An 18,583-nucleotide genomic window follows, 5' to 3' on the forward strand; every position below is an offset into this window, starting at 1 on the left:
CGCGCGCTCAGCGGCGGCGGTACTCCAGCTCCGGGCGGCCGGGGGAGCCGTAGCGGGGCGCGCGGTCCGCCACTCCGGAGTCGGCGAGATGCTCGAGGTAGCGGCGGGCCGTCACCCGCGAGATGTCGAGGCGGGTGGCGAGCTCGGCCGCCGAGAGGCCGACGGGGCCCAGGAGTGCGGTGACGGCCTCGAGGGTCTGGGCCGAGAGCCCCTTGGCCAGACCCGGGGCGTTGGAGGTGCGGAGCGCCGCGAAGGCCCCGTCCACCTCGTGCTGGCTGGCGACGTCGGCGCCGTGCATCCGCTCGCGGTACGACCGGTAGCTGGCGAGCTTGGCGGCGAACGCGCTGAAGACGAACGGCTTGATCAGGTACTGCACGATGCCGGCGGCGACGGAGGCGCGCACGTTCGCGGCGTCGCGGACGGCGGTGATCGCGATGACGTCGACGTCCAGGCCCGCCGCCCGGACGGCCCGGCAGAGGTCGAGGCCGCCCATGTCCGGCAGGTTCATGTCGAGCAGGATCAGCGCGATGCCCGGGTCCGCGCGCAGCGCCCGGATCGCCTCCGCCCCGCTGCCGGCCATCGCGGCCACCTCGAAGCCGTCGACCCGTCGGACGTAGTCGGCGTGGGCGCTCGCGGTCAGCGGCTCGTCCTCGACGACGAGCACCCGGATCACGACGCCACCCGCGCGGGCAGCGGCAGCTGCACCGTGAACACCGCGCCGACGTGGCGCGAGACCTCGATCGAGCCGCCGAGCCGCTCCACCACCTGCTGCACCAGCGCCAGGCCGATGCCGCGGCCGAAGCCGTCCGACTCCTTCGTCGAGTAGCCGCGCGCGAAGACGTCGGCGGCGCTCGCGACTCCGGGGCCGCTGTCCGACACCTGCACAACCAGCTCGCCCTCCGCGAGGCCGAGGTAGACCTCCACCCACGGCTCGCGGTCCGGAGCGGAGGAGGCGGCCGCGTCGAGGGCGTTGTCGATCAGATTGCCGAGCACCGTCACGAGGTCCCCGGGCTCCAGCCCCTGCGTGCCGGGCTCGAGGTGCGTCTCGAAGTGCAGCTCGACGCCGCGCTCGCGGGCCTGTGCGGCCTTGCCCAGCAGCAGGGCGGCGATCACCGGCTCCTGCACGGAGCCGAGGACCCGGTCGGCCAGGCGCTGGCTGAGGTTCAGCTCGCCGGCGGCGAACGCGAGCGCCTCGTCGGGGCGGCCGAGCTCGATCAGCGACGCGATGGTGTGCAGGCGGTTCGAGAACTCGTGGGTCTGCGAGCGCAGCGCGTCCGAGAGGGTGCGCAGCGACTCCAGCTCGCCGCTCACCCGCTGCAGCTCGGTGCGGTCCCGGAGCGTGACGACCGTGCCGAGGGGGCGGGCTCCGGGGGAGGCGGCGGGCCGCTCGTTCACCACGAGGATCCGCTCGCGGGCCACGACCAGGCGGTCCGAGACGGGCTCGTCGTCCTGCAGCAGCTCGCGCAGGGCGACGGGGAGGTCGAGCTCGGCGACCGGCACCGGCGTCCGCACGCCCTCGAGCCCGAGCAGCTCCAGCGCGTGGTCGTTGGCGAGCACCAGTCGGCCGCGGTCGTCGACCAGCAGCAGCCCCTCCCGCACCGAGTGCAGGACGGACTCGTAGTAGGCGAAGACCTGGCTCATCTGCTCCGGGCCCCGCCCGCCCGTGACCCGCCGCAGGTAGCGGGCGAGGAGCCACGAGCCGAGTGCGCCGAGCGCGACCGCACCGAGCGCGCCCCACGCGACGACCTGCACGCGGGCGGCGAAGGAGGCGTCCACGGCCGAGAGCGTGACGCCCGCCGACACGAGCGCGACGACCGCGCCGTCGGCGTCCTCGATCGGTGCGACGGCGCGGACGGAGGGCCCGAGCGTGCCGGTGTACGTCTCGGTGAAGGTCCGCCCCTCCAGCGCGGGCTCGATCGTGCCCTGGAACGGCAGGCCGATCCGGTCGCGGTCGCGGTGGGTGTACCGGGTGCGGTCGGGGGCCATGATCGTGAGGAAGTCGACGCCGGTGTCCCGCATGACCTCCTCGGCGTACGGCTGCAGGCTCGCGGAGGGATCCGCACCGGCCGTCGACTCCAGGACGAACGGATTGTCGGCCACCGTCCGCGCCACGACGAGGCTCCGCTGGGCCGCCTCGTCGCCCGCTCGGCTCCGCGCGTCGAGGGCCAGCACCGCGACGGCCGCCGCGGCGATCAGCAGGATGCTCAGCAGCTGCACGGCGAACAGGCGCGCGGCGATGCTGCCGCGCGGTCCGCGTGCGCTCGGCGTCCTGACCATGCCACTCCCTCGTGAGCGAGCGCTCGGGGCGCCCCGCCGTGAACAGTATGAACGCAACCGTGCCGGGCTCCGGAGGCGGGGCCACCATCGTCCTACCCCCTCACCTCGACGAAGAGAAGGACACCCCCATGGCGAAGACGCCTCAGACGCCGTCCGACCGGCTGATCCCCGCGGTCACCCCTCCGAAGACCCGGCGGCGCATCGACCGGAACCACTGGCTCTACATCGCCGTCATCATCGCCGTGGTCGCCGGCGTCGTGGTCGGACTCGTCGCTCCCGCCTTCGCGGCGACGCTCGAGCCCGTCGGCAAGGCCTTCGTCGGACTGATCAAGATGATGATCGCGCCGATCATCTTCTGCACCATCGTCATCGGCATCGGCTCCATCGCGAAGGCCGCCACGGTCGGCAAGGTCGGCGGACTCGCGCTGGGCTACTTCATCGTGATGTCGACCTTCGCCCTGGCGATCGGCCTCGTCGTCGGCAACATCCTGCACCCGGGCGAGGGCCTCGACATCTCGAGCGCCACCTACGACACCAGCGACCTCAAGGCCGAGAGCACCAGCGACTTCGTCCTCGGGATCATCCCCGTCTCGCTGTTCTCCTCGCTCGTGGACGGCAGCATCCTGCAGACCCTCTTCGTCGCGCTGCTCGTCGGCTTCGCGCTGCAGAAGATGGGCGCCAAGGGACAGCCGATCCTCGGAGCGATCAAGCAGCTCCAGGTCCTGGTCTTCCGCATCCTCTCGATGGTGCTCTGGGTCGCCCCGATCGGCGCGTTCGGCGCCATCGCCGCGGTCGTCGGCAAGACCGGCTGGGGAGCGGTCGTCGCTCTCGCCACCCTGATGATCGGCTTCTACATCACCTGCGCGATCTTCGTGGTCGTCGTCCTCGGCCTGCTGCTGCGCCTGGTGACCGGCGTCAGCATCTTCTCGCTGATGAAGTACCTGGCCCGCGAGTACCTGCTCATCGTCGGCACCTCCTCCTCGGAGGCGGCGCTGCCCCGCCTGATCGCGAAGATGGAGCACCTCGGCGTCTCCAAGCCCGTCGTCGGCATCACCGTGCCCACCGGCTACTCCTTCAACCTCGACGGCACGGCGATCTACCTCACGATGGCGTCGCTGTTCATCGCCTCGGCCACCGGAGCGCCGATGTCGATCCCGGAGCAGATCGGCCTCCTCCTCTTCATGATGATCGCCTCGAAGGGCGCCGCGGGCGTCACCGGAGCGGGCCTGGCCACGCTGGCCGGCGGCCTCCAGTCCTTCCGTCCCGACCTGGTCAACGGCGTCGGCGTGATCGTCGGCATCGACCGCTTCATGTCCGAGGCCCGCGCGGTCACCAACTTCACCGGCAACGCGGTCGCCACCCTTCTCGTGGGCACCTGGACCAAGCAGATCGACATGGTGCAGGTCCGCGAGGTCCTCGGCGGGCGCTCGCCCTTCGACGAGACCACGCTCGGAGCGGACGACCACGAGGCCCCCGCGTCGGGCACCTCGATCACCGAGGGGATCGCCTCGATCCAGGACTCCGACGAGGCGTCGCGGATGCGTGCGGAGATCGCGGCCAAGCGCTAGCCGATCCGATCGCGACGGCCCCGCCTCCCGGAACCGATCCGGGAGGCGGGGCCTCCGTCGTGCGCGGGTCAGTGCCTCCGCACCCCGAGCAGAGGCAGGGTCACCGAGCAGAGCGGCCCGATCAGCACCGCGAAGAGGAGGGTGCCGAGGCCGGCGTCGCCGCCGAGGGCCCAGCCGATGAGCAGCACCGTGAGCTCGACGCCCGAGCGCGCCACCCAGATCGGCAGGCCCGTGCGGGTGTGCAGGCCCAGCATCAGTCCGTCGCGGGGCCCCGGACCGAGGTGGGCGCCGATGTAGATCCCGCTCGCGACCGCCAGAAGCACGAGGCCTCCGGCGAAGAGCAGGCCGCGGGCCCACCACTCGTCCGGCGTCGCCAGCACGCGCAGCCCGACGTCGATCATCGTGCCGACCACGAGCACGTTCAGCACGGTGCCGAGACCGGGCCGCTGTCGGAGGGGGATCCACAGCAGCAGGACGAGCAGGCCGATCACGTTCGTGAGCAGTCCGATCCCGAGCCCGGTCTGGTGCGCGACCCCCTGGGCGAAGACGGTCCACGGGTCCACGCCGATCGCCGCTCGGATCATCATCGCGTCGGCGAATCCGTAGAGGATCAGGCCCACCAGCAGGCGCGGCACGGGTCGGAGGCGCCACTGGCCTGCTGGGGGAGCGGCGGCGGCAACGGGAGCGGTGAGGGTCATGGACTCATCACAGCGCGACATTGGCCTTCTTCGCGCGGTCCAATCCGGCTACCTTGGACGCATGGCTGATGTCCACTTCGGCGCGCGCGCCCTGCAGACCCTCCTCGGCGACTGGCGCGAGCAGCGCGGCACCCGGCCCGCCTACCTCGCGCTGGCCGATCGGATCCGCCTCCTCGGGATCGACGGCCGCATTCCCGCGGGTAGCCGCCTGCCCGCCGAGCGCGAGCTCTCGGCCCGCCTCGGCGTCAGCCGCACGACAGTGGCCGCCGCGTACCGCGAGCTGCGCGACAGCGGCTACCTCGTCAGCGTGCGCGGCTCCGGCAGCGTCACCCGCCTGCCGGGAGCGGCCGTGCACGCGGTGCCCTCGCTCGCGCCGGACTTCCTCGACTTCACCAAGGCGGCCCTGCCCGCCGTCCCCGAGCTGGCCGAGGCGTACACCCGCGCGGCGCAGGCGGCCCCCGAGCACTTCGACTCCGGTTCCTACGACACCGTCGGCCTGCCGGTGCTGCGCCGCGCGATCGCCGAGCGCTACACCGCGCGGGGTCTGCGCACCGAGCCCGGCCAGATCATGGTGACCATCGGCGCGCAGCACGCGATCGCGCTCGTCGCCCGCACCCTGCTCGCGCGGGGTGACCGGGCGCTGATCGAGGCCCCGACCTACCCGCACGCCTACGAGGCCCTCCGGCTGGCCGGCGCGCGGCTCGTGCCGGTGAACGTCGACGGGGCGGACGGCTGGGACGGAGAGGGCCTGATCGCCGCGCTGCGCGGCACGAGCCCGAGCCTGGCCTACCTGATGCCCGACTTCCACAACCCGACCGGCCGCTCCATGGCCCCCGAGCTGCGGGAGCGGGCGATCGCCGCCGCGGCCCGGCAGGGGACCCTGATCATCGCCGACGAGACGACGGCCGAGCTCGACATCGACCGGCGGATGTCGCCGCTGCCGTTCGCCGCCTACGGGCCCGAGGGGACGGTGCTCTCGATCGGCTCCGTCGGCAAGACGCTGTGGGGCGGCATCCGGATCGGCTGGATCCGCGCCGAGCGGGCGGTGATCCGCAAGCTGGCGCTGGCGCGCTCGGCGAGCGACCTCGGCACGCCGATCCTGGAGCAGCTCCTGGTCGCGGACATGCTCGGCCGGATGGACGGCGTGCTGGAGCTGCGGCGCTCGCAGCTGCGCGCCGGCCGCGACCACCTCGAGGCGGCCCTGGCGCGCGCGATCCCGGAGTGGAGCGTGCCGCGGGTCTCGGGCGGCCTCTCCACCTGGGTGGGCCTGGGCCGGCCGGCGAGCTCGCAGCTCGCGCTCGCCGCCCGGACGGCGGGCCTGCTGATCACCGCGGGCCCGCGCTTCGGGATCGACGGCGCCTTCGAGCGCTTCCTCCGCATCCCGATCGGCTACTCGCCCGAGGCGACCGACCGGGCCGTGGAGGCGCTCGCGACGGCGTGGGCGCAGGTCGCCCGGCACCCGGCGGCCGACCCGGGGTACCTCGCCGACGTGGTCTGAGGTGGAGTGCCCGCCGGGCGTGTGAGATCGTTCTCTCATGAGCGACGGGTACGGCTACCTGCTGGTCCACTTCGTGGAGGACCGGACCGGCCACAGCGAGAAGATCTTCCTCTCGCTCAGCCGGGGCGACGATCCGCTGCGCTGGCGGGCGCTCGGGCCGGTGCTGGAGTGGACCGGCGGCACGGGCGGCGTCCGCGACCCCCACATCGTCCGCGGGCCGCGGGGCTTCCACCTCGTCGCCACCGATCTCCGCGTCTGGCGGCCCGAGGGCCCGGACTGGGACCTCTACCGGCACCGGGGGAGCCGCGACCTCGTGGTCTGGGACTCCCCGGACCTCCTCGAGTGGTCCGAGCCGCGCGCGGTCGCCGTCGCTCCCGAGGGCGCGGGCATGGCCTGGGCGCCGGAGTCGGTCTACGACCCGGTCTCGGGCGACTTCCTCGTGCACTGGTCCTCCGGCCTGGCCGAGGACGGCGACCCCGCCACCGGCGAGACGGGCGGCAGCCGCATCCTGATGTCCCGCACGCGCGACTTCCGCACGTTCACCGAGCCCGAGACCTACCTGCGGCTGCCCGGTGGAGTGATCGACATGATGCTGCTGATCGAGGGCACGGCCGTCCACCGCTTCGCCAAGCAGCACGACGAGGCCCCCGACACGATGCAGGTGTTCCAGCAGGTCGGCTCCTCCCTCCTCGCGGACGACTTCGCCACCGTCGCCCGGGGGATCGGGCAGGAGCTCGGCCCGAGCATCGAGGGGCCGCTGGTCTTCCGGCACCACCGCGAGGAGCGCTGGTCGCTCTGGGTCGACCAGTACGCCCTCCGCCCCTACGGCTACCGCGCCTACACGAGCACCGACCCGGCCTCGGGCCGCTGGGAGCTCGCGGAGGAGTTCGACCTGCCCGAGGACACCAAGCACGGAGCGGTCCTCCCGCTCACCCGATCCGAGTACACGGCGCTCGACGAGCGCCACCCCGCCTGAGAGGCCCCGCATGACCGACTTCAGCCCCCGTCTCGCCGACGCCCTCGTCACCGTCCTCGGTGCCGACGGCGCTCCGCTCGCCCACGCCGACGTGACGGTCGAGCAGCGACGCCACGCCTTCGCCTTCGGCTGCACCCCTCCGAGCACCGACCCCGCGCGCGCCGAGGAGCGCCGGCTCTGGCTCGACCTGTTCGACACGGCGACGCTCCCCGTCTACTGGGGCCGCTTCGAGCCGGAGCGCGGCCGCACCGCGACGGAGGAGGTGCTCGCCGAGGCGCGCGCGCTCGCCGCGGACGGCGTCCGCCTGAAGGGGCACCCGCTCGTCTGGCACTACGTGAAGCCGGAGTGGCTCGACGCGCTGCCGCTGGACGAGGCCGAGCAGCTCCTCCGCGCGCGCATCCGCCGGGAGGTGGGCGCCTTCGCCGGGCTGATCGACACCTGGGACGCGATCAACGAGGTCGTCATCATGCCGCGCTTCGCCAACGAGCCGGACGGCGTGACGAACGCCGTCACCCGCCTCGCCCGCGAGAAGGGACGCGTCGGCATGGTCGAGCTGGCCTTCTCGGAGGCACGCAGCGTCGGCACCGGACCGGTGCTCGTGCTGAACGACTTCGACCTCGGGCCCGAGTACGAGCGGCTGATCGAGGACGTGCTCGAGGCCGGGATCCGGCCCGATGCGATCGGCCTGCAGTCGCACATGCACCAGGGGTTCCGCGGGGAGGAGCAGATCACGGCGATCTGCGACAGGTTCGCGCGCTTCGGCCTGCCGCTGCACTGGACCGAGACCACCCTCGTCTCGGGCGAGCTGATGCCCGCCGAGATCGAGGACCTCAACGACCACGTGGTCGAGCACTGGCCGACCACTCCGGAGGGAGAGGCGCGGCAGGCGGACGAGATGGTGCGGCACTACGAGACGCTGGTCGCGCATCCGGCGGTCGAGGCGATCACCTACTGGGGCTTCGACGACGCCGGAGCCTGGCTCGGAGCGCCGGGCGGGTTCCTCCGCCGCGACGGGAGCCCGAAGCCGGCCTACGAGGCGCTGCGCTCGCGGATCCGCGGGGACTGGTGGCTCGAGCCGACGGTGCTCCGGACGGACGCCGAGGGGCGCATCGGCGTCCGGGCCTTCGCCGGGGACTTCGCGCTCTCGAGCGCGGGGGCGGGCGCTGCAGTGAGCCTCCCTGTCGGGTCGTCGACGGCGGAGGTCCGCCTGGGCTGAGGGCGTCCGGGCCGGCCGGTGGCGCGGGTCGCCCCGTCGCGCGCCCCGGAACGCCGCGTCCCTCCCAACACTCAGTCGGCTGATGGAAGACTCGGAGGGTGCATCTCCTCGCGGTCCTCAGCATGAAGAACCGGGCGCTCATCGCGCTCGTCACCGTCGTCATCGCCGTCTTCGGCGGAGTCGCCCTGACCGGGCTCAAGCAGGAGCTCGCGCCGTCGATCTCCTTCCCGCAGCTCGCCGTCGTCACGTCCTACCCGGGCGCCGCTCCAGAGGTGGTCAACGACGACGTCTCGACGCCGATCGAGACCGCCATCCAGGGGGTGCCGGGGCTCGAGACGACCAGCGCGACGTCCTCCACGGACTCCTCCCTCATCTCGGCGTCCTTCACCTACGGCACCGACCTCGCCACCGCCGAGCAGAAGATCCTGCAGGCGATCAACCGGATCAAGAGCACGCTCCCGGACGGCGTCGACCCGCAGGTGGTCACCGGCTCCCTCGACGACCTGCCGGTGCTGCAGCTCGCCGTGTCGAGCGACGGCGACGCGGACGCGCTGGCCGAGCGCCTGCGCACCACGGTCATCCCGGACCTGGAGAAGGTCGAGGGCGTGCGCGAGGCGGCGCTCGTCGGCGAGACCGCCCAGCGCGTCACGATCACTCCGGACGACGCGGCGCTCGCCGCGGCCGGCCTCTCGACCGGCGACATCCGCTCGGCCCTGCAGCAGAACGGCGTGCTCGTCGCGGGCGGACAGATCACCCAGGACGGGTCGACCTTCTCGGTGCAGTCGGGCGTCAAGCTCGACTCGACCGACGCGATCGCGGCGCTGCCGCTGCTGCCGTCCGCAGGTGCCTCCGCGGGTGCGGGCGGCGCCGGTGCGTCAGCGGGCGCGGGTGCCTCCGCGGGCTCCGGCGCTTCGGTCGGCGGCTCCGACGTCGGAGCGGCGGCGGGAGGCGCGGCCGTGACCGCAGAGCCGACGGTCACCACCCTCGGCTCCGTCGCGACCGTCGCCGTCACCGACGCCCCCGTCACCTCGATCTCGCGCGTCAACGGCCAGCCCGCCCTGACCCTCTCGATCACGAAGCTCCCGGCCGCGAACACCGTCGACGTGTCGACCGGCGTGGCCGCGCTGCTCCCGGACCTCGAGGAGTCGATAGGCGACAACGCCGCCTTCACCCCGGTCTTCGACCAGGCGCCCTACATCCAGGAGTCGATCGCGTCGCTCGCGCAGGAGGGGGCGCTCGGCCTCGTCTTCGCCGTGCTGGTGATCCTGCTGTTCCTGCTGTCGGTGCGCTCGACCCTGGTCACGGCCATCTCGATCCCGACGTCGGTGCTGATCACGTTCATCGGCCTGCAGACGGCCGGCTACACCCTCAACATCCTGACCCTCGGCGCGCTCACCATCGCGATCGGGCGTGTGGTCGACGACTCCATCGTCGTGATCGAGAACATCAAGCGGCACCTCGACGCGGGCGAGGACCGGGCCCGGACCATCGCGGTCGCCGTCCGCGAGGTCGCCGGCGCGATCACCGCCTCCACGATCACCACGGTCGCGGTGTTCCTGCCGATCTCGTTCGTCGGCGGCACCACGGGCGAGCTGTTCCGGCCCTTCGCGCTGACCGTGTCGATCGCCCTGCTCGCCTCCCTCGTGGTGGCGCTGACGATCGTGCCGGTGCTGGCCTACTGGTTCCTCCGCCCCTCGAAGCGGCCGGCGGTGCGCCAGGCTGCGCAGGCGGCGCTCGCGGAGGAGCGCGCGGCGGCCGGAGGGGCACCCGCCTCGGGGGTCCCGGCCGACACCGCCGCGCCGGTCGAGGAGGCCCCGCACCACGGCGCCCACGCCGCTCCCCGGCGGGCGCGCGGGCTGCAGTCGGTGTACGGCCCGATCATCCACTGGACGCTGAAGCACTCGGTCGTCACCGTCCTCCTCGCGCTGCTCGTGCTCGTCGGGACCGGTGCGCTGTACCCGCTGATGAAGACGAACTTCCTCGGCTCCAGCGGGCAGGACACCTTCACCGTCACCCAGACGGTCCCCGTCGGCCAGAGCCTCGACGCGCAGGACGCGACGGCGCAGCAGGCGAGCACGGCGATCCTCGGCGTCGGCGGCGTCGAGACCGTCCAGCTCACCGTCGGCTCCTCCGGCGGTCTGCAGAGCGCTTTCGGCGGGGGAGGAGGCGCCGGCACCTCGATCCGCTACTCCGTCACCACCGATGAGTCGGCCGACCAGGAGGCCGTGCAGGCGGACGTCCGCGACGCGCTGTCGGGCGTCGCCTCGGCCGAGGACATCAGCGTCGCCGCCTCCTCCGGCTTCGGCGCCTCCTCGGACATCGAGGTCGACCTCTCGACCGCCTCGCAGAGCGATCTCCAGAGCGCGAGCGACCAGCTCCTCGAGGCCCTGCGCGGGACCGACGGGATCAGCCAGGCCGAGAGCAACCTCTCCTCCTCGCTGCCCTACATCGCGGTGCGGGTCGACCGCGACGCCGCGGCCCGGGCGGGTCTCAGCGAGGTCGCCGTGGGCACGATCGTCAGCCAGGCGCTCCAGCCCAGCCAGGTCGGCAGCGTCGTGATCGACGACCGCACCCTCTCGATCTACCTGGCCGACGGGCAGCCGCCGGCCACCGTGGACGAGCTGCGGAACCTCGAGGTGCCGACCCTGACCGGCACCGTCGCGCTCTCCACCCTCGCGGCGGTCGAGCAGACGGACGGTCCGGCGAGCATCACCACCGAGCGCGGGCAGCGCACCGCGACCATCACCGTCACCCCGGAGGGCGACGACCTCGCCTTGGCCAATGTCGCCGTGCAGAACGCGATCGACGCGACGGCGCTTCCGGCCGGTGTCGACGCCTCCCTCGGCGGAGTGACCGCCGACCAGGCCGACGCGTTCTCGCAGCTGGGCATCGCGCTGCTGGTCGCGATCCTGATCGTCTACGTCGTGATGGTGGCGACGTTCCGCTCGCTCCTGCAGCCGCTGCTCCTGCTCGTGTCCGTGCCGTTCGCGGCGACCGGCGCGATCCTCCTGCAGGTGATCACCGGTGTGCCGCTGGGCGTGCCGTCCCTGATCGGCGTGCTGATGCTGATCGGCATCGTCGTCACGAACGCGATCGTGCTCGTGGACCTGGTGAACCAGTACCGCGATCGCGGGATGCCGGTGCGGGAGGCGCTGCTGCACGGCACCGAGCGGCGGCTCCGGCCCATCCTGATGACCGCCCTCGCGACGATCTTCGCCCTGCTGCCGATGGCGCTGGGGATCACGGGCCACGGCGGCTTCATCTCGCAGCCGCTGGCGATCGTCGTGATCGGCGGCCTGGTGTCCTCGACGGTGCTGACCCTCGTGGTCCTGCCCGTCGTCTACAACCTGGTCGAGGGGTATCGTGAGCGGCGGCGTGCCGCCCGCGCCGGGAAGGCGTCGGCATGACGGACATCAGGGATGCGGCCGAGACGGTCGGCTCGCGCTGGCGCAGCGGCCCGGAGCGCGCCACCGCGGTCCTCGACGAGATCGGTCCGGAGCGCTTCGTCGCCCGCGACTTCCGCCCGGGCACGATCCGGCACCTCGTCCTGATCCGCTTCCGCCCGACGGCGCTGGTCGCCGAGGCGGACGAGGTCACCCGCCGCTTCCTCGCCCTGGCCGACGAGTGCGTCCGCGACGGACGTCCCTACATCGAGTCGATCGAGACCGGGCCGCAGCTGAGCATCGAGGGTGCGGGCGAGGGCTTCGACCGCGCGTTCCTGCTGACCTTCTCCTCCGAGGGCGACCTGCACTACTACCTGGGCCGGCCGGCCGTCGAGGACCCCGCGCACTGGGATCCGGCCCACGACGCGTTCAAGGAGTTCGTCGGGCCGTTCGTCGACACGGCCGGCATCGTCGCGTTCGACTTCCGACCCGAAGAGCACTGATGGCGACTCCCGACTTCGTGCTGCGGCTGCGCGAGCGGATCGGGACCGAGCTGCTCTGGCTCACCGGCGTGACCGCGGTGATCCTCCGCGAGGAGCCGGCGCTCGAGGTCCTGCTCGTCCGGCGCGCCGACACCGGAGCCTGGACGGCCGTCACCGGGATCATCGACCCGGGCGAGACCGTCGCCGGCACCGCCCGCCGCGAGGCGCAGGAGGAGGCGGGCGTCGAGATCGAGGTCGAGCGCCTCGTGCAGGTGCACACCCTCCCGCCGATGCAGTACCCCAACGGGGACCGCTCGCAGTACCTCGACCACGTGGTGCGCTGCCACTGGATCTCCGGGGAGGCCCACGTCGCGGACGACGAGTCGACCGAGGTCGGCTGGTTCGCGCCCGACGCGCTGCCGCCGATGTCGGACGAGCACCGCGCCCGGATCGAGCGGGCGCTGTCGGACGAGCCGGGCTGCTCGATCGACTGACGGCGGGGGTGCGCGCCGGACGAGGCGGGGCCGCCTCTCGGGAGCGGCACGCGGATGGCGCCGGGCGTCCTGCCGTGTCGGCCTCCGACCGGGCGGGCCCTCGGGCCGGGCTCCTCGGACCCGGTTCGCCTCGGATCGGGCGCTGCTCAGACCGGACGCGCGAAGCAGAGCACCGCGTCGTCGCCGACGTGGGCTCCGAAGCCGTCGATCGCCGTGAAGCCGAGCGCCTCGGCCGCTGCGGCGAGCTCCGGCGCGGCGGCCAGGCGCAGCGTGCGGATCCGCTGCACCCGCGCCCACGACTCCGCCGCCGCGACGAGCCGTCGGGCGACTCCCGTGCGCCGGTGGACGGAGGCGACCACGAGCTCCAGCACCTCGGCGAAGTCGTCCGGGCCGGGAGCGAGCACCAGCACGCCGGACGCCGCCCCGTCGATCCGGGCGATCAGGACGCGGGCGTGCGGGGGCGGGACCGCGGCGAGGAGGCCCTCCGCTCCGGCTGCGTCCTCGAGGCGGACGACGACTCCGCTCACGAGCCCATGTGGGCGCGGAGGAACTCGACGACCCGAGCACGCAGAGCGTCGTCGAGCAGCGCGATCGAGTGCAGCGAGCCGGGGAGGACGAGGAGGTCGACGCTCGACCCCGCTCCGCGCAGCGCCTCGGCGAAGCGGGTCGACTGGCTGAGCGCGACCCGTTCGTGCGCCGCGTGCGCGATGAGGAACGGCGGCTCGGAGCCGTCCACCTGCGCGAGGGGCGAGGCGGCGGTCGCAGCGGGGCAGGAGGCGAGGTCCGCGCAGTCGAGGTAGCTGCGCACGGCGGCCGCGACTCCGACCACCGGGTCGTCGTCGGCGAGGCCGGCGGCGCTGAGATCGGAGGGGCCGCTCAGGTCGACCACGGCGGCCAGGCGCGACGAGGTCGCCGGCAGCGTGCCGAGCAGAGAGGCGAGGTTGCCGCCGGCCGAGCCTCCGAAGGCCGCCACCCGCTCCGGATCGATGCCGAAGCGCGCGGTCTGCTCCGGCTCGAGCAGCCAGTCGAGGGCGGCCGTCACGTCGTCGAGCTGCGCGGGGAACACGGCGGCGGGCGCGAGGCGGTAGTCGACCGAGACGGCGACGAACCCCTCCGATCCGAGCCACTGGCAGATCGGACGCCAGTTCGCGTCGGCCTTGCCTCCACGGGCCCAGCTCCCGCCGTGCACGACGAGGACGGCGGGCCGCGGCTCCGCCGACGGGGCAGGGGAGGAGCAGACGTCGACGCTCTGCCCAGTGCTCGCGTCGTAGACGACGTCGGCCGTCACGCTCACGCCGGACCAGTCGGGTGCGGGTGCCGCTCCGAGCGCCTGCGCCACCGGCTCCGAGACGGGAGTGGTGCTCGCGCAGCCCGAGAGGAGCAGTGCGAGGGCGGCCAGGACCGCGGCGACGCGTCGCGGGGATCGGGTGGGCTCGCGCATGAGTGCGATCAGCGTACGGGGTGCCCGGCGCCCCGGATGCGGCACCCCCGCGATCAGGGGGTGCCGGGCTCGCGCTGCAGACGGACCAGGACGACCCCCGCGAGGATCAGCGCGCCGCCGCCGAACTGGATCGGCGCGGGCAGCTCGCCGAGGATCAGCCACGCGGCCGCGATCGAGAACAGCACCTCCGTCAGCCCGACGAAGGAGGCGATCCGCGTGCCGAGACGGCGTCCGCCCTCGATCCCGAGCAGATACGCCAGCACCGTCGACATGCCGAGGATCACGCCCGCAGGGAGGAGCCAGCTGACCTCCGCTCCGACGAACACTACCTCTCCGAACGTCGCGCGCAGCGGTGTGACGCCGAGCGCCCCGAGTGCCAGCAGGATCGCGGCGCCGACCGTCATCGCCCCCGCCGTGAGCGCGATCGGCGGCAGCTCCGGATCCACCCGGCCGGCGATGACGTAGTAGACGCACAGGCCGAGCGAGGCGGTCAGCGCCCAGGCGATCCCGACCAGCTCGGGGGTCGACTCGCCGGACAGGTCGAGCACGAGCACCAGGCCGCCGAGCGCGAGCGCGGAGCCGGCGAGGGTGAAGCGGCCGGGGTGCCGGCGCGTGCGCGCCCAGGCGAAGAGGACGAGGAACACCGGCGCGAGGTACTCGATCAGCAGGGCGACGCCGACCGACATGTGCTCGATCGCGCTGTAGAAGCAGAGCTGCGCGGCGATCACGGCGAAGACTCCGTAGAGGGCGATCGTGCCGAGGTTGCGGCGGAGCACGGGCCAGCGGCCGCGGAGGGACAGGAGCGCCGGGATCGCGAGGATCAGGGCCGCGCCGCCCGCCCGCCAGAGGACCGCGGACGCCGGCGTCCAGCCCGCCTCGAGGAGCGGCTTCACGAACGGCCCGCCCAGACCGAACGCCGCCGACGCGGCCAGCGCCGCGACGAGGCCGGAGCCGAGGCGCCGTGCAGGCGCGGGCGCGCTCGCGGCGGGGAGGGTGACGGCGGCGGTGCTCTCGGCGGTCATGGCCGGCTCCTTCAGGAGTCAAAAGGATTACACTCGTGACAGCGAGCTGATCGCACACTACTGAGACGCACTGTCAGGAGTCAACATGGTGTTCGCCTATGACGTAGAGGCGTCGCTGACCTCCACCGCCACCCTCGTCAACACGCTCCCCGAGCTGTCGCCGTCCGGCGAGGACGAGATGGCGACGATCGAGCAGCTGGACGACTTCCTCCTCGAGAACCGCTACACGGGCAGCCGCGACGGATCGGCCGAGGAGCTGGAGGCCGTGCAGGCGATCCGCTCCTCCCTCCGCACCCTCTGGCTCACGCGCGCCGAGGAGGACCTCGTCCCCGTCGTCAACGGGATGCTCGACTCCGGCCGCGCGCTCCCGCAGCTGGTCCGGCACGGACCCTACGGCTGGCACCTCCACGCGACGCGCGACGAGAGCCCGCTCGCCACTCGCATCCTGGTCGAGGCCGCCATGGCGTTCGTCGACGTGATCCGCGGCGACGAGCGCGAGCGGATCCGCGTCTGCGCGGCGGAGGACTGCGAGGCGGTGCTCGTGGACTTCTCCCGCAACCGCTCGAAGCGCTACTGCGACACGGGCAACTGCGGCAATCGCGCGAACGTGGCCGCGTACCGCGCTCGGCGGGCGTCGCAGTAGCGGACGGGCGGTCGTTGCGCGCGGGCGCGCGTCGATCGTGCTGCGGCTCGGGGCCGGGGGGCTGTATGCGGGGCGACTCCGCGGGGGACCGGTTGCGGAGGTGCGCGGCTCCCGGGCTTCGCGGGTCCGGACCTGGGCGGCTCCGGACCTGAGCGGCTCCCGGCCTTCGCGGCCCCCGACCTGAGCGGCTCCTGGCCGCACGTCTCCCCGCCCTAGCCAGGCTCCGGGGCCGCGTGTAGACTCACTCGGTCGGCTCTTGACACCGTGCGTTCTCGTGCGGATGGGTTTGTTAGTCAAGTGGGCCGAGTCTCCGACAGTCGTCGTGAGACGAATCACATGTGTGAATCGGCCCCGGTCAATGACTCGCCCGGGTTCTCCCCCTGCTGCCCTGCAGCAGTCCAGCGCACGGACGCCCCTCACGACGGGGCTCCTCCGGCGTCGCCTCCTCGCGCACGACCTGAACCCAGGAAGAACTGCCATGCCCAAGAACAAGAAGCCCGCCGGCGGACGTCCGGCCAAGAACTTCGAGCCCAACCGCTTCGGCGCCTCGAGCGGCAAGTCCCAGCTCGGCGGCCGCTCGCGCTTCCCCGGCGCCAAGCCGGGCTCGCGCAGCGAGGGCCACCGCGGCTTCCGCGCCGTCGACGAGAACGCCCCCAAGAAGGCGCGCTGGAACGCCGATGAGCGCGCCGAGCGGGCCACCGACCGCGCCGATCGGCCCGCCCGCGGGAACGACCGCGACGAGCGGCCCTCGCGCGGCTACGACCGCGACGCGCGTCCGGCGCGCTCGAACGACCGTGACGATCGTCCGGCGCGTTCCTACGGGCGCGATGAGCGTCCGGCGCGTTCCTTCGACCGGAGCGACCGTCCGGCCCGTTCCTTCGACCGCGATGCGCGTCCGGCGCGCTCGAACGATCGCGACGATCGTCCGGCGCGTTCCTACGGGCGCGATGAGCGTCCGACGCGTTCCTTCGACCGGAGCGACCGCCCGGCCCGTTCCTTCGACCGCGATGCGCGTCCGGCCCGATCGAACGACCGCGACGATCGTCCGGCCCGCTCCTACGGACGCGACGACCGTCCGACGCGTTCCTTCGACCGGAGCGACCGCCCGGCCCGTTCCTTCGACCGCGATGCGCGTCCGGCCCGCTCGAACGACCGCGACGACCGTCCGGCCCGCTCCTACGGACGCGACGACCGTCCGGCCCGCGCCGGCGACCGCGACGAGCGCCCCTCGCGCGGCTACGACCGCACCGAGCGTCCCGCCCGCGCGTTCGACCGCAGCGACCGCCCGGCCCGCTCCTTCGACCGGGACGCGCGCCCCTCGCGCGGCCACGACCGCGGCGACCGCCCGACCCGCTCGTTCGACCGCGACTCCCGGCCCTCGCGCCGCGACTCCGGCTCGGACTTCTACCCCAGCCGCGACGCCCGTGCGCCGCACCAGGCCGACGACGTCGTGCTCGAGCGCCTCGAGGCGACCGCCACGCTCGCCGTCGACGTCGAGGGCGTCACCTTCGGCGACCTCGGCCTGGGCGGGAACATCGTCCGGATGCTGACCGAGCTCGGAGCGGCCGCGCCGTTCCCGATCCAGGCCGCGACCATCCCCGAGGTGCTCGCCGGCAAGGACGTCCTCGGACGCGGCAAGACCGGCTCCGGCAAGACCATCGCCTTCGGCGCCCCCGTCGTCGAGCGCCTGATGGAGAACAACGGAGCGAAGGGCCGCAAGCCGGGCCGCGCTCCGCGCGCGCTCATCCTCGCGCCGACCCGCGAGCTCGCCATGCAGATCGACCGGACCATCCAGCCGATCGCCCGCTCCGTCGGCCTGTTCACGACGACCATCTACGGCGGCGTCCCCCAGTACAAGCAGGTCGGAGCCCTCCAGCGCGGAGTCGACATCGTCATCGCGACGCCGGGCCGCCTCGAGGACCTCGTCGAGCAGGGCCGCCTCGACCTCTCGAACATCACCATCACGGTGCTCGACGAGGCCGACCACATGTGCGACCTCGGCTTCCTCGAGCCCGTGCAGCGCATCCTCCGCCAGACCGCCGACGGCGGCCAGCGGCTGCTGTTCTCGGCCACGCTCGACAAGGGCGTCGCGACGCTCGTCGACGAGTTCCTGGTCGAGCCGAGCGTCCACGAGGTCGCCGGCGAGGACCAGGCGTCCTCGACCATCGACCACCGCGTGCTCCTGATCGAGCACCGCGACAAGGCCGAGATCATCGAGCAGCTCGCCGCCCGCCAGGGCAAGACGCTGATCTTCGCCCGGACCCGCGCGTTCGCGGAGCAGCTCGCGGAGCAGCTCGACCACGCGGACATCCCCGCGACGAGCCTCCACGGCGACCTCAACCAGTCGCGCCGCACCCGCAACCTCGCGCTGCTCACCAGCGGACGCGTGGACGTGCTGGTCGCGACCGATGTGGCCGCGCGCGGCATCCACGTCGACGACATCGACCTGGTGATCCAGGCCGACGCTCCCGACGAGTACAAGACCTACCTCCACCGCTCCGGCCGCACCGGCCGCGCGGGCAAGACGGGCACGGTCGTGACGCTCATCACGCGCAACCGCCGCCGCCGCATGGAGGAGCTGCTCGACCGGGCCGAGATCGAGGCCGAGATGATCGAGGCCCGCCCCGGCGACCGCGTCCTGCGCGAGATCAGCGCCCCGGCCGAGTAGCCGCCGACCGCACGACGACGAGGCGCGGACCCCTGCATCGGGGTCCGCGCCTCGTGTCGTTCGTGGTGGGTGCTGTGGTGCGGAGTGACGGCGAGTGCCGGGTCATGGTGACCCTCCGACTCCGCGCTGCGCAGGGCTCCTCGCTGTGCGGCTTCCCGTGGGGCGGCGCTGCGTTGCGCGACTCTGTGCTGGACGGCTCTGCAGTGCCCGGCTTCGC

The 18,583-nt window shown here is 73.2% G+C and carries 15 protein-coding genes; 9 read left to right on the forward strand and 6 right to left on the reverse strand.

The window, feature by feature from the left end:
- Positions 1-7: 7 nt before the first annotated feature.
- On the reverse strand, positions 8-673 hold the full coding sequence (locus tag GTU71_RS15925) for a response regulator (protein ID WP_159940995.1): 666 nt from the start codon (positions 671-673) through the stop codon (positions 8-10).
- Positions 670-2,277 carry a sensor histidine kinase gene (locus GTU71_RS15930; RefSeq protein ID WP_104260395.1) on the reverse strand — a complete coding sequence of 536 codons (1,608 nt, stop codon included), beginning with the start codon at positions 2,275-2,277 and terminating at the stop codon, positions 670-672. The genes GTU71_RS15925 and GTU71_RS15930 overlap by 4 nt, the downstream gene beginning before the upstream one ends.
- 128 nt (positions 2,278-2,405) lie before the next feature.
- Here GTU71_RS15930 and GTU71_RS15935 point away from each other — a divergent pair, with 128 nt between their 5' ends.
- Complete coding sequence (locus GTU71_RS15935) at positions 2,406-3,845, forward strand: cation:dicarboxylase symporter family transporter (RefSeq protein WP_159940997.1); 1,440 nt, start codon at positions 2,406-2,408, stop codon at positions 3,843-3,845.
- 68 nt (positions 3,846-3,913) lie between these two features.
- Here GTU71_RS15935 and GTU71_RS15940 read toward each other — a convergent pair whose 3' ends face one another.
- Entirely contained in the window at positions 3,914-4,432 is a 519-nt protein-coding gene (locus GTU71_RS15940) for a hypothetical protein (protein WP_104223867.1), read from the reverse strand.
- A 172-nt stretch (positions 4,433-4,604) separates the two neighbouring features.
- Here GTU71_RS15940 and GTU71_RS15945 point away from each other — a divergent pair, with 172 nt between their 5' ends.
- The 6 genes from GTU71_RS15945 to GTU71_RS15970 all read left to right on the forward strand — a co-directional run bounded on the left by GTU71_RS15945 (position 4,605) and on the right by GTU71_RS15970 (position 12,592).
- Entirely contained in the window at positions 4,605-6,041 is a 1,437-nt protein-coding gene (locus GTU71_RS15945; protein ID WP_104237649.1) for a PLP-dependent aminotransferase family protein, read from the forward strand.
- A gap of 37 nt (positions 6,042-6,078) precedes the next feature.
- The gene (locus tag GTU71_RS15950; RefSeq protein WP_159940999.1) at positions 6,079-7,017 is read left to right on the forward strand and encodes a glycoside hydrolase family 43 protein; all 939 of its coding nucleotides are present in this window, start codon (positions 6,079-6,081) and stop codon (positions 7,015-7,017) included.
- Between the two features lie 10 nt (positions 7,018-7,027).
- On the forward strand, positions 7,028-8,233 hold the full coding sequence (locus GTU71_RS15955) for an endo-1,4-beta-xylanase (RefSeq protein ID WP_159941001.1): 1,206 nt from the start codon (positions 7,028-7,030) through the stop codon (positions 8,231-8,233).
- Between the two features lie 98 nt (positions 8,234-8,331).
- Positions 8,332-11,640 (forward strand): efflux RND transporter permease subunit, encoded by a 3,309-nt coding sequence (locus tag GTU71_RS15960; protein ID WP_159941003.1) that lies wholly within the window; start codon positions 8,332-8,334, stop codon positions 11,638-11,640.
- Positions 11,637-12,119, forward strand: coding sequence for a Dabb family protein (locus GTU71_RS15965; protein WP_104267150.1), 483 nt, complete (start codon positions 11,637-11,639; stop codon positions 12,117-12,119). The genes GTU71_RS15960 and GTU71_RS15965 overlap by 4 nt, the downstream gene beginning before the upstream one ends.
- Complete coding sequence (locus GTU71_RS15970; protein WP_159941005.1) at positions 12,119-12,592, forward strand: NUDIX domain-containing protein; 474 nt, start codon at positions 12,119-12,121, stop codon at positions 12,590-12,592. Before GTU71_RS15965 ends, GTU71_RS15970 begins: the two co-directional genes overlap by 1 nt.
- A 146-nt stretch (positions 12,593-12,738) precedes the next feature.
- On the opposite strand, the gene GTU71_RS15975 is transcribed toward GTU71_RS15970, so the two are convergent.
- From GTU71_RS15975 to GTU71_RS15985, 3 genes are read right to left on the reverse strand one after another with little or no spacing between them, the layout of a single operon-like run.
- Positions 12,739-13,119 carry a GNAT family N-acetyltransferase gene (locus GTU71_RS15975; protein ID WP_159941007.1) on the reverse strand — a complete coding sequence of 127 codons (381 nt, stop codon included), beginning with the start codon at positions 13,117-13,119 and terminating at the stop codon, positions 12,739-12,741.
- Complete coding sequence (locus tag GTU71_RS15980) at positions 13,116-14,033, reverse strand: alpha/beta hydrolase (RefSeq protein ID WP_159941009.1); 918 nt, start codon at positions 14,031-14,033, stop codon at positions 13,116-13,118. Before GTU71_RS15980 ends, GTU71_RS15975 begins: the two co-directional genes overlap by 4 nt.
- 53 nt (positions 14,034-14,086) lie before the next feature.
- Positions 14,087-15,055: a DMT family transporter gene (locus tag GTU71_RS15985; protein ID WP_159941011.1), complete on the reverse strand. Its 969-nt coding sequence runs from the start codon at positions 15,053-15,055 to the stop codon at positions 14,087-14,089.
- An 85-nt stretch (positions 15,056-15,140) separates the two neighbouring features.
- Between GTU71_RS15985 and GTU71_RS15990 the strand changes: the two genes are divergently transcribed.
- Together GTU71_RS15990 and GTU71_RS15995 are read left to right on the forward strand one after the other, a co-directional pair.
- Positions 15,141-15,698: a CGNR zinc finger domain-containing protein gene (locus GTU71_RS15990; RefSeq protein WP_159941013.1), complete on the forward strand. Its 558-nt coding sequence runs from the start codon at positions 15,141-15,143 to the stop codon at positions 15,696-15,698.
- Positions 15,699-16,176: 478 nt separating this feature from the next.
- Entirely contained in the window at positions 16,177-18,366 is a 2,190-nt protein-coding gene (locus GTU71_RS15995) for a DEAD/DEAH box helicase (RefSeq protein WP_159941015.1), read from the forward strand.
- The last annotated feature ends 217 nt before the right edge of the window (positions 18,367-18,583 follow it).

It is taken from the genome of Rathayibacter sp. VKM Ac-2762 (assembly GCF_009866585.1).
Classification (GTDB): Bacteria; Actinomycetota; Actinomycetes; order Actinomycetales; family Microbacteriaceae; genus Rathayibacter.